Raw genomic sequence first — 12,102 nt, 5'->3', positions numbered from 1 at the left:
CCATGTGAGAGTAGGTCATCGTCAAGATTAAATTCCGAAACCCCTATCTGCGTATGCAGGTAGGGGTTTTGTTTTTGGCGTCCTTGTAGGCGCGAGCTCGCTCGCGAAAAAACCGCGAGCGCTGCGGGGTGTCAGGTTTCCCGCGTCATCATTGGCGTTCTTCGCGAGCGAGTTCGCTCCTACAATGAAGCCAATCGCCTTCAATGCTAAAGTCGTCCCTCGAATTTGTATTATCCAAGGAAGCCTTTATGCCGGACGCGACGTCCCTCAGTGCTGGTTTTATGGTGGTTCACGGCAACCGCCTGGACGAGTTGCGCAGCCTGGTGGTCAGCTGGATGCGACGCTACCCGCTGGCTCCCCTGGAGAACGAAATCGCGTTGGTGCAAAGCAATGGCATTGCCCAATGGCTGAAGCTGGCGCTGGCGGAAGACTCTGAAGAAGACGACATGGGAGGCTGCGGCATCGCTGCCGCCATCGACGTGCAGTTGCCCGGCAGCTTTATGTGGCAGCTCTATCGCATGGTCCTTGGCCGTGACGAAATTCCGGTCAAGTCCCTGCTCGATAAAGCCCCACTGACCTGGCGTCTGATGCGCCTGCTGCCGCAGTTGATCAATCAGCCGCACTTCGAGCCGCTGCAGCGTTTCCTGACCCATGACACCGATCTGCGCAAGCGCTATCAATTGGCTGAGCGTCTGGCGGATCTGTTCGACCAATACCAGGTGTACCGAGCCGACTGGCTCGAAGACTGGGCGGAAGGTCGCCATCAAACAAGAAACGCCAGGGGTGAAGCCAAACCCCTGACCCCGGCCAATTGCTGGCAGGCAGAGCTATGGCGCGCACTCTTGCTGGATGTGGGAGAAGAAGGCATGGCGCAAAGCCGTGCCGGTGTCCATCAGCGATTTGTCGAGCGTATCAACCATCTCGAAGCAGCCCCCAAGGGGTTACCCTCGCGAGTGATCGTTTTCGGGATTTCTTCGCTGCCTGCACAAGCCCTGGAAGCACTGGCGGGACTGGCACGATTCAGTCAGGTTTTGCTGTGCGTGCATAACCCGTGTCGTCACCATTGGGCGGACATCGTCGCCGATAAAGACCTGTTGCGGCATCAATACAAGCGTCAGGCCCGCAAAAGCGGCATGCCGGTAGTGATCGATCCGCAAACCCTGCATCAGCATGCTCACCCGTTGCTGGCCGCATGGGGCAAGCAGGGGCGGGACTATATCAACCTGCTCGACAGTTATGACGATCCCAACAGCTATCGTTCGGCATTCCGCGACGGGCGCATCGACCTGTTCAGTGACGGTCAGCCGCTGAATGTGCTCAACCAGTTGCAGGATGACATCCTCGAGTTGCGCCCCCTCAACGAGACTCGGGAGCGTTGGCCGGCTATCGATCTGCAGCAGGACGAATCGATCCGTTTTCACATCGCCCATAGCGCCCAGCGAGAAGTCGAGATCCTCCACGATCAACTGCTCGCGCGCTTCAGCGCCGACCCGACATTGCGGCCCCGAGACATCATCGTGATGGTCCCGGACATCGACAGCTACGCACCGCATATTCGTGCCGTGTTTGGTCAGCTTGACCGCCAGGATCCTCGCTTCATTCCGTTTACCCTGGCTGACCAGGGCCAGCGTGGTCGTGATCCATTGCTGATTGCTGTCGAACACCTGCTCAAGCTGCCTGACAGCCGATTCCCCGTCAGTGAGATTCTCGATCTGCTGGACGTCCCGGCACTGCGCGCTCGCTTTGGTGTCGAGGAGCGTGACCTGCCGACGCTGCACCGCTGGATCGAAGGTGCCGGCATTCGCTGGGGCATGAATGCCGAGCAACGTGCCGGGCTCGGGCTACCCAACGAACTGGAGCAAAACAGCTGGCGCTTCGGATTGCGACGAATGTTGCTCGGTTATGCCGTTGGCAGCGCCGATGCTTATGAGGGGATCGAGCCCTACGACGAGATCGGTGGTCTGGACGCTGCGCTCATCGGTCCGCTGGTTGCGTTGCTGGACGCGCTGGAAGTGGCTCACCACGAGCTCTCTCAGCCGGCATCGCCAGGGCAATGGGGCTTGCGCTTGCAGGCGTTGGTGCAATTGTTCTTCCTTGCCGCTAACGAACACGATGACTACTTGCTGGCCCAGCTCGAAGAGCTGCGTGAGACCTGGCTCGAGACCTGCGAATCCGTCGGGTTGCAGGATGAGTTGCCGCTGACCGTCGTCCGTGAAGCCTGGCTTGCAGGTCTGGATCAGGGCCGTTTGTCCCAACGTTTTCTGGCCGGTGCGGTCAACTTCTGCACCTTGATGCCCATGCGCGCGATCCCGTTCAAACTGGTGTGCCTGCTGGGCATGAATGACGGCGATTATCCGCGGGCGCAACCGCCGCTGGATTTCGATCTGATGGGCAGTGATTACCGTCCGGGTGACCGCTCCCGGCGCGAAGATGACCGCTACCTGCTACTGGAAGCCTTGTTGTCGGCACGGGATCAGCTCTACATCAGTTGGGTGGGTCGCAGCATCCGCGATAACAGCGAGCGGCCTGCCTCGGTGCTGATCGGCCAGTTGCGTGACCACTTGGCCAGCGGTTGGCGAATGCTGCAAAGCGACGAGGATCTGCTGGAAGCCATGACCCGGGAACACCCATTGCAACCCTTCAGTGCTCGCTACTTTCACGACGGGGATGAGTCGTTCAGCTACGCCACCGAATGGCAGGTCCTTCATCAAGCGGCAGAGCAGCAGCCAAGCGCCGAAGTGCTCGGGCCCCACGTTCAGGACGAACCACTGAGTCTCGGTCAACTGCAGGATTTCCTGCGCAATCCGGTACGGCACTTTTTCAGCCAGCGACTGAAGGTCTTCTTCGAGGCGGCAGAAGTGCCGTTGGCCGATGAAGAACCCTTTGTCCTGGATGCGTTGCAGCGTTACAGCCTCAGCGACCGCTTGCTCGAAGCGGCGCTGGCAGATCCTGGAAATACCGGGCAGGCGCTGGAGGATCAGGCGAAGCGTTTGCAGAACAGCGGGCTGCTGCCGATGGCCGGATTCGGTGAGTGCCTGCAACGTGAGTTGATCGAGCCATTGCCTGACTTGCTGCAACGCCACCAACAGCTCCTGGCGTTGTGGCCAACACCGCTGAGCAGCGCGTTGCCTGTCAGTCTTGAGCTGCAAGGACTGCACATCGAGGGCTGGCTCGGCGGCCTGCATCAGCGTGCTGATGGTGGTTTGTTGTCTGTTACAACGATCCCCAACAGCATTGGCTCGATCAAATCGCGCAAATGGCATCGACTGACACGCCCTTGGGTCAATCATCTGATGGCTTGTGCCAGCGGCATGGCGTTGACCACCGCATTGGTGGCCAGCGACGACAGCCTGTTGCTCGGTCCGCTGGACCAGTCCACGGCACAGAAAATTCTCGGTGACCTGTTGATGGCCTGGCAGTCGGGGATGCGCCAGCCTCTGCCGATCGCGGTCAAGACAGCCTTCGCGTGGCTGGGGCAAACCGACCCGGTCAAAGCCGAAGCCGCTGCGCGCAAGGCCTATGAAGGGGATGGGCAGACGACGGACGGAGAGCGCCGCGAAAGCCCGGCGCTCGCTCGCCAGTTCGCCGATTACGATGCCTTGGTCGCCGACGAGACGTTCCCCCAGTGGTGTGACGCGCTCTATCGTCCGCTTCTTGAAGCGCCCTGGTGTTCCCTGTCCAGCGAGGAGTCGCGTTGATGAGCACGAAGACACCTTTGGCCCTGGCATTCCCGCTCCGTGGCAGCCAGTTGATCGAAGCCAGTGCCGGGACCGGCAAGACGTTCACCATTTCCGCGTTGTACCTGCGTCTGGTGCTTGGCAACGGCGGGGAGGACAGTGGTTTCGGGCGTGAGCTGTTGCCGCCGCAGATCCTCGTCGTGACGTTCACCGACGCCGCTACCAAAGAGCTGCGCGAACGCATTCGCACACGGCTCGCCGAGGCTGCACGCTTTTTTCGCGATGAAACACCAGCCCCCGACAGCCTGATTGCCGAGTTGCGTGATCAGTATTTGCCCGAGCAATGGCCGGGGTGTGCAAACCGCCTGGATATCGCCGCCCAGTGGATGGACGAGGCGGCGGTGTCGACCATCCACAGTTGGTGCCAGCGCATGTTGCGCGAGCACGCATTCGACAGCGGCAGCCTGTTTACCCAGACCCTGGAAACCGACCACAGCGACTTGCTGGGGGAAGTCCTGCGCGATTACTGGCGGCTGTTCTGCTACCCGATGCAAGGTGACGCCTTGAATTGGGTGCGCAGCAATTGGGGCGGACCGGCGGCGCTGCTGCCGCGGATTCGTGCACTGTTCGCCAGCGAGCGGGATACCCTTGAAGGGAAAGAACCCGCCGAAGTGATTTCGCAATGCTTGCAAGAGCGAAGGGCGGCCCTGATCGAACTCAAGAAGCCCTGGCTGCAGTGGGCGGGCGAGTTGCTTGCGATCTGTCACCAGGGCGTTGCCGGCAAGGCTGTCGACGGTCGCAAGATGCAGGCTCGCTATTTCGAGCCCTGGTTTGAAAAGATCAAAGCCTGGGCCGAAGACGAATCCCTCGAGCAACTGGATATCGGCACCGGTTTCACGCGCCTGACCCCGGATGGCATGGCCGAAGCCTGGAAGGGCGAAGCGCCTCGACATCCGGGGCTCGATGGGATGGCCGGGCTCAAGGCCTGTCTCGATGGGCTGCCAACGCCTGATGCCGCCGTACTGCAACATGCGGCCCGCTGGGTCGGGGCACGATTCGAGGAGGAGAAACGCCGCCGCGCGGAAATGGGTTTCGACGACATGTTGTTGCGACTCGATGCGGCCTTGCAGTCCGATGGCGGTGAGCGACTGGCAACCCTGATTCGCGAGCAGTTTCCGGTGGCACTGATCGATGAATTCCAGGACACCGACCCGGTGCAATACCGGATCTTCGAGAGCATCTACCGCATTGAAGAGAACAGCCCCGAGTGCGGCCTGTTCCTGATCGGCGACCCGAAACAGGCGATCTACGCTTTTCGCGGCGCCGACATCCATACCTACTTGCGCGCCCGCCAGGCCACCACTGGCCGCCTGCACACCTTGGGCACCAACTTCCGCTCAAGCGATGGCATGGTCAACGCGGTGAACCATGTGTTCGAGCGCGCCGAAGCCCGTGAGTCAGGACGCGGCGCGTTCCTCTTTCGGGAGAAGAATGGCGACAACCCGGTTCCGTTCACGCCGGTTGCCTCCCAGGGCCGCAAAGAAGTCTTGCGCATCAATGACCAGGCAATCCCTGCCTTGAACATCTGGCACTTGTCGGCCGAACAACCGTTGTCCGGTGCGGTGTACCGGCAACATCTGGCGGCTGCCTGCGCCAGTGAAATCACGGCATTGCTCAATGGTGGGCAGCAGGGGCAAGCGGGATTCACCCAGGACGGCAAAGCCTTCAGGGGCCTGCTACCGGCGGACATCGCCATCCTGGTGCGCGATGGCAAGGAGGCGCAGGCGGTTCGTGCGCAATTGGCCGCCCGTGGTGTGCGCAGTGTTTATCTGTCGGACAAGGACTCGGTGTTCGCCGCCCAGGAGGCGCATGACGTGCTGACCTGGCTCAAGGCCTGCGCCGAGCCGGACGTCGAGCGACCGCTGCGGGCTGCGTTGGCCAGCATCACGTTGAACCTGTCGTTGACGGAACTGGAGCGTCTGAATCAGGACGAGTTGGCCTGGGAGTCCCGGGTCATGCAGTTCCGTGGCTATCGCGAAGTCTGGCGCAAGCAGGGCGTACTGCCGATGCTGCGACGCTTGCTGCACGACTTCCGTTTGCCCCAGGCTTTGATCGCCCGCAGTGACGGCGAACGCGTTTTGACCAACCTTCTGCACCTTTTCGAACTGCTGCAACAAGCCGCCGCTGAACTCGATGGCGAGCAAGCCTTGATCCGGCATTTGTCCGAGCATCTGGCGTTGTCCGGGCAGGCTGGCGAAGAGCAGATCCTGCGTCTGGAAAGTGATGAGCAATTGGTCAAGGTCGTGACCATCCACAAGTCCAAAGGCCTTGAATACCCCTTGGTGTTCCTGCCGTTCATTTGCTCGGCGAAACCAGTGGATGGCAGTCGCCTGCCGCTGCACTACCACGATGAATCCGGCAACGCCCAAGTCACCTTAAAGCCGACGGCAGAATTGATTGCCCTGGCTGACGATGAGCGTCTGGCCGAGGATCTGCGCTTGCTCTATGTCGCCCTGACCCGGGCGCAACACGCCTGCTGGCTGGGGGTGGCCGACCTCAAGCGCGGCAACAACAATGGCTCGGTGCTGCATCTGTCGGCATTGGGTTATCTGTTGGGCGGCGGTGCGCCATTGGCCGAGTCCCCGGCGTTGCAGCGTTGGCTGCAGGATCTGCAACAGGACTGCCCGGCGCTGGCGTATGCCGAGATGCCTGAAGCAACAGCAGAGCATTATCAGCCTCCACAAAACGATGCAGCGCTGCTGGTTCCGCGGGTTCCGAAACGCAAGGCCAGTGAAAACTGGTGGATCGCCTCCTACAGCGCGTTACGCATTGGCGACACCCTGAGTGTCGGCACGGACGAGGCGCCGGAGAGCCCGCAGGCGCAAAAACTGTTCGATGACGAACGCCTCGATCCGCAGGCCCCCAGAGAGGTGGTTGCCGGTGGTGGCGATATCCATCGCTTCCCGCGCGGCCCGAATCCCGGCACCTTCCTCCATGGCTTGCTCGAATGGGCGGGGGGCGAGGGTTTTGATGCGGCACCACACGAGGTGATCGACGCCATTGCCCGTCGCTGCAACCGTCGAGGCTGGGAGGGCTGGATCAGCACCTTGAGTGACTGGCTGCAGCATCTGCTCAAGTCGCCGTTGCAACTGGGCGCCGGTCAGGCACCAGTGGTATTCGGCCAGTTGACGCAGTATCAGGTCGAGATGGAGTTCTGGTTCGCCAGCCATAAGGTCGATGTGCTCAAGCTCGATGCGCTGGTGTGCCAATACACCCATAACGGCGTGGCCCGGGTGGCCGCGGAACCGGTGTTGCTCAACGGTATGTTCAAGGGCTTCATCGACCTGACGTTCGAACATGACGGCCGCTATTACGTTGCCGACTACAAATCCAACTGGCTCGGCGTCGATGATGCGGCCTATACCGCGCAGGCCATGGAACAATCGATTCTCGACAACCGTTATGACCTGCAATACGTGTTGTACCTGTTGGCCCTGCACCGCCAGCTCAAGGCGCGGCTCGCCGATTACGACTACGACCGGCATGTCGGCGGTGCGTTGTACCTGTTTTTGCGCGGTACGCGTGCGGCCAGCCAGGGCGTGTTTTTCGCCCGCCCGCCAAGAGAGCTGATCGAGCGTCTGGACAGGTTGTTCCAGGGCAAGCCAGAGCCCAAGGCCGAACCCGCTTGGGAACAGGGAGTACTGTTATGAGTCGCACATTCGCCGATTTGTTGCCCACATCGCTGGCAGCCGAAAGCCTGGTCGATCTGGCGCCGCTGAGTCGTGCCGACGACTTGCTGTTGTTGCTCACGCGTTGGGTCGAGCGTGGCTGGTTGCGCGCGCTGGACAAAGCCTTTGTGGCGTTTCTACATGAACTGGCACCGGAGGATGATCCGTTGGTGTTGCTGGCCGCCGCGCTGACCAGCCACCAGTTGGGTCACGGGCATGTCTGCCTCGACCTGTTCGAGACACTGAAAGAACCGGACTTCGCCCTGTCGCTGCCACCCGAAGGTGACGTGCAAGGCGGCGCGATGCTGTTGCCCTCGCAATTGCTGGGATCGCTGGACGGTGCTCATTGGTGTAAGGTACTGGCCGCCAGCAACCTGGTCGCACTGGCTGCTGACAGTCGTGACAACGTGCGTGACCGGCCTTTGGTGTTATCGGGCAAACGCTTGTACCTGCGCCGCTATTGGGCCTACGAGCGGCGGATCGACCATTCGTTGCGCGAGCGTCTGACGGAACACGAATCCACGCCGATCGACTTGCTCCAGCGTCTCACCGGGTTGTTTGGTCCTGCCCGACCTGGTGACGTGATCGACTGGCAGAAGCTGGCCTGCGCCCTGGCGACCCGCAGCGCTTTCAGCATCGTCACTGGGGGGCCGGGAACCGGCAAGACCACCACCGTCGTGCGCTTGCTGGCGTTGCTCCAGGCGCCGGCGGTCGAGGCCGGCATGCCCCTGCGCATTCGTCTCGCCGCACCGACCGGCAAGGCCGCAGCGCGTCTGACAGAATCCATCAGCCAGCAAGTCCGGACCTTGAAGGTCACGGAGGACGTCCGGGAAAAGATTCCGTCCGACGTCACCACGGTTCACCGCCTGCTCGGCAGCCGGCCCGGGACTCGTCATTTCCGGCACCACGCGGGCAATCGCCTGCCGCTGGATGTGTTGGTGGTGGACGAGGCTTCGATGATCGACCTGGAAATGATGGCCAACCTGCTCGACGCCTTGCCCGCCCATGCGCGCCTGGTGCTGTTGGGGGACAAGGATCAACTGGCTTCGGTAGAAGCCGGTGCGGTACTGGGGGATCTGTGTCGCGATGCGGAGGCTGGCTGGTACAGCCCGCAGACGCGCCAGTGGCTGGAAGCCGTCAGCGGCGAGAGTTTGCAGGCCAGTGGATTGCAGGAAGACACGCAGGGCGCTCATCCATTGGCCCAACAGGTTGTGATGTTGCGCCATTCCCGGCGATTCGGTGAGGGCAGTGGTATTGGTCAACTGGCTCGTTGGGTCAACCAGCAGCAACCCGAAGAAGCACGCAGGTTGTTGTCTGCGCGAAGCCATGACGATGTGTACTCCTTGTCTCTCAAGGGAGAGCAGGACCGCGCTCTGGAGCGACTGCTTCTCGACGGTCATGGTGAGGAACCGCAGGGTTATCGGCACTACCTGAGCCTGCTGCGCAATCAGCGCCCGGCGCTCGATTGTCCGTTGGAAGATTCACGCTGGACCGACTGGGCCCGGGAGGTGTTGCAAGCCTTCGACGCGTTCCAGTTGTTATGTGCCGTGCGCAAGGGGCCGTGGGGTGTGGAGGGCTTGAACCAGCGAGTCACGGACGCCTTGCTAAGGGCACGCCTGATCGACAGTGACCAGCAGTGGTACGAAGGCCGTCCGGTTCTGATGACCCGCAATGACTACGGCCTGGGTTTGATGAACGGCGATATCGGCATCGCCCTCAAGCTTCCGGAGCGTGAGGGCCCCGAGGCCGGCAAGCAGGTTCTGCGTGTCGCCTTTCCGCGCAATGACGGCCAGGGTGGCGTGCGCTTTGTCCTGCCGAGCCGGCTCAATGATGTCGAAACCGTGTACGCCATGACCGTGCATAAATCCCAGGGCTCGGAATTTGCCCACACCGCGTTGATTTTGCCTGACGCCTTGAACCCCGTGCTGACCAAGGAACTGATCTACACCGGGATCACCCGGGCCAAGAACTGGTTCACCTTGATCGAGCCCCGCACAGGGGTGTTCGAAGAGGCGGTGAGGCGCAAGGTCAAGCGCTTGAGCGGGTTGATGCTGGGGCTCGGCGCCGACTAGTCGGCGAACAGCATCTCCCGGCTTTCACCCATCAGCAGTCCCTGATTGCGCTCGGTCACCTCGCGGATGTAATCCCACAACAGGGTGATCCGCTTGAGCTTCCTCAAATCCTCCCGGCAGTACATCCAGAACTGTCGGGTGATGTTGATTTCCTGCGGCAACACCGGCAGCAGGCGAGGGTCCTGAGTGGCGAGGAAGCACGGCAGGATCGCCAGTGAGCGTCCTTGCTGCGCGGCCACAAATTGCGCGATCACGCTGGTGCTGCGCAGGTTGGCGCTGGCGCCGGGCAATACGTTGGCCAGGTACAGCAGCTCCGAGCTGAACGCCAGGTCGTCGACGTAACTGATAAACGAATGTTTGGCCAAGTCTGCCGGTCGGCGGATCGGTGGGTGGTTGTCCAGATAGTCCTGGGTCGCGTACAGCTGCAATCGGTAGTCGCACAGTTTGCAGCAGACGTACGGTCCATGCTCCGGACGCTCCAGGGCGATGACGATGTCGGCCTCGCGCTTGGACAGGCTGATGAAATGCGGCAGCGGCAGGATATCCACCGAGATGGCCGGGTAGGTGTCGACGAAGTGGCTCAGCTGCGGCGTGATGAAAAAGCTGCCGAAGCCTTCGGTGCAGCCCATGCGCACATGACCGGACAGCGCCACGCCGGACCCGGAAACCTGCTCGCACGCCATGTGCAAGGTACTTTCGATCGACTCGGCATACCCCATCAACCGCTGGCCTTCGGCGGTCAGGACAAAGCCGCTGGTCCGGGATTTTTCGAACAGCAATGTGCCCAGCGCCGTTTCCAGGGAACTGATGCGCCGCGACACCGTGGTGTAGTCCACCGCCAGGCGCTTGGCCGCGGTGCTGGCCTTGCGGGTGCGGGAGACTTCCAGGAAAAACTTGAGGTCGTCCCAGTTCAACGAGCCGAGGGAGGTGATGTTTTTTTGCATGTTGGACCGGTTTTTATGTGCGTTCTTATCAGAAGTTTGCACATCTATACTCCAAAAACAGCCCGTTAACCAATTCGCGGCGCATGCCTCTTCTCAAGGCGACTATTTCGCCTTGGCTCCCAAGATAACAACAAAGATCTGGAGACCCACATGAACGTATCGCTCACGCCCCAAGACACCACCGTGCAGAAGGTCAAACTGTTGATCGACGGCCAGTGGGTCGAATCCAAGACCACCGAATGGCACGACATCATCAACCCGGCGACCCAGCAAGTGCTGGCCAAGGTGCCGTTTGCCACCGCTGAAGAAGTCGATGCTGCCATCAGCGCCGCTCATCGTGCATTCCAGACCTGGAAACTGACACCCATCGGCGCGCGCATGCGCATCATGCTCAAGCTCCAGGCGCTGATCCGCGAACACTCCAAGCGCATCGCCGCCGTCCTCAGCGCCGAGCAGGGCAAGACCATTGCCGACGCCGAAGGCGATATTTTCCGTGGCCTGGAAGTGGTCGAGCACGCCTGTTCCATCGGCAGCCTGCAAATGGGTGAGTTCGCTGAAAACGTCGCCGGTGGCGTCGACACCTACACCCTGCGCCAGCCGATCGGTGTGTGCGCCGGCATTACCCCGTTCAACTTCCCGGCGATGATTCCGCTGTGGATGTTCCCGATGGCCATCGCCTGCGGCAACACCTTCGTGCTCAAGCCGTCCGAACAGGACCCGATGTCGACCATGCTCCTGGTGGAACTGGCGATCGAGGCGGGCATTCCGGCCGGTGTGCTCAACGTCGTGCATGGCGGCAAGGATGTGGTCGACGGGCTCTGCACCCATAAAGATATCAAGGCGGTTTCCTTCGTCGGTTCAACCGCCGTCGGTACGCATGTCTACGACCTGGCCGGTAAACACGGCAAGCGCGTGCAATCGATGATGGGCGCCAAGAACCACGCCGTGGTGTTGCCGGATGCCAATCGCGAACAAGCGCTGAATGCGCTGGTGGGTGCCGGTTTCGGTGCCGCCGGTCAACGCTGCATGGCCACTTCGGTGGTGGTGCTGGTGGGCGCGGCCAAGCAATGGCTGCCGGATCTCAAGGCGCTGGCGCAAAAACTCAAGGTCAATGCCGGCAGCGAGCCGGGCACTGATGTTGGCCCTGTCATTTCGAAAAAGGCCAAGGCGCGGATTCTCGACCTGATCGAGAGCGGCATCAAGGAAGGCGCGAAACTGGAGCTGGACGGTCGTGAGATCTCGGTTCCAGGTTACGAGAAAGGCAACTTTGTCGGCCCGACCCTGTTCTCCGGCGTGACCACCGACATGCAGATCTACACCCAGGAAATCTTCGGCCCGGTGCTGGTGGTGCTGGAGGTTAATACGCTCGACGAGGCCATCGCCCTGGTCAACGCCAACCCGTTCGGTAACGGCACGGGCCTGTTCACCCAGAGCGGCGCGGCGGCGCGTAAATTCCAGAACGAAATCGACGTCGGCCAGGTCGGCATCAACATCCCGATTCCGGTGCCGGTCCCGTTCTTCAGCTTCACCGGTTCGCGCGGTTCCAAGCTCGGCGACCTCGGCCCGTACGGCAAGCAAGTGGTGCAGTTCTACACTCAGACCAAGACCGTCACCAGTCGCTGGTTCGATGACGACAGCGTCAACGACGGTGTGAACACCACCATCAACCTGCGTTAAGGAG

At 61.3% G+C, this 12,102-nt stretch carries 5 protein-coding genes; 4 read left to right on the top strand and 1 reads right to left on the bottom strand.

Translation table 11 applies throughout. The features are described from left to right. Positions 1 to 248 precede the first annotated feature (248 nt). From recC to recD, 3 genes are read left to right on the top strand one after another with little or no spacing between them, the layout of a single operon-like run. A complete protein-coding gene (gene recC, locus AC1Q6Y_RS21065) occupies positions 249 to 3,698 on the top strand; it encodes an exodeoxyribonuclease V subunit gamma (RefSeq protein WP_492625085.1) in 3,450 nt (1,149 codons plus the stop codon). Further along, positions 3,698 to 7,387: an exodeoxyribonuclease V subunit beta gene (gene recB / locus AC1Q6Y_RS21060; RefSeq protein ID WP_492625084.1), complete on the top strand. Its 3,690-nt coding sequence runs from the start codon at positions 3,698 to 3,700 to the stop codon at positions 7,385 to 7,387. The genes recC and recB overlap by 1 nt, the downstream gene beginning before the upstream one ends. After that, the gene (recD, locus tag AC1Q6Y_RS21055) at positions 7,384 to 9,477 is read left to right on the top strand and encodes an exodeoxyribonuclease V subunit alpha (protein ID WP_218494835.1); all 2,094 of its coding nucleotides are present in this window, start codon (positions 7,384 to 7,386) and stop codon (positions 9,475 to 9,477) included. Before recB ends, recD begins: the two co-directional genes overlap by 4 nt. On the opposite strand, the gene AC1Q6Y_RS21050 is transcribed toward recD, so the two are convergent. Further along, on the bottom strand, positions 9,474 to 10,421 hold the full coding sequence (locus AC1Q6Y_RS21050; RefSeq protein WP_057716520.1) for a LysR family transcriptional regulator: 948 nt from the start codon (positions 10,419 to 10,421) through the stop codon (positions 9,474 to 9,476). The genes recD and AC1Q6Y_RS21050 overlap by 4 nt on opposite strands. A 150-nt stretch (positions 10,422 to 10,571) precedes the next feature. Between AC1Q6Y_RS21050 and AC1Q6Y_RS21045 the strand changes: the two genes are divergently transcribed. Continuing rightward, entirely contained in the window at positions 10,572 to 12,098 is a 1,527-nt protein-coding gene (locus tag AC1Q6Y_RS21045; RefSeq protein WP_492625083.1) for a CoA-acylating methylmalonate-semialdehyde dehydrogenase, read from the top strand. Positions 12,099 to 12,102: the final 4 nt, after the last annotated feature.

It is taken from the genome of Pseudomonas sp. GW823-FHT06E10, assembly GCF_058794995.1.
Note: the sequence above shows the minus strand (reverse complement) of the source record. Positions and strands in the feature narration are given on the sequence as shown.

Coding starts and splice junctions, on each gene's coding strand:
- recD (WP_218494835.1), top strand. CDS start 7,384: ATGAGTCGCACATTCGCCGATTTGTTGCCCACATCGCTGGCAGCCGAA.
- recC (WP_492625085.1), top strand. CDS start 249: ATGCCGGACGCGACGTCCCTCAGTGCTGGTTTTATGGTGGTTCACGGC.
- AC1Q6Y_RS21050 (WP_057716520.1), bottom strand. CDS start 10,421: ATGCAAAAAAACATCACCTCCCTCGGCTCGTTGAACTGGGACGACCTC.
- recB (WP_492625084.1), top strand. CDS start 3,698: ATGAGCACGAAGACACCTTTGGCCCTGGCATTCCCGCTCCGTGGCAGC.
- AC1Q6Y_RS21045 (WP_492625083.1), top strand. CDS start 10,572: ATGAACGTATCGCTCACGCCCCAAGACACCACCGTGCAGAAGGTCAAA.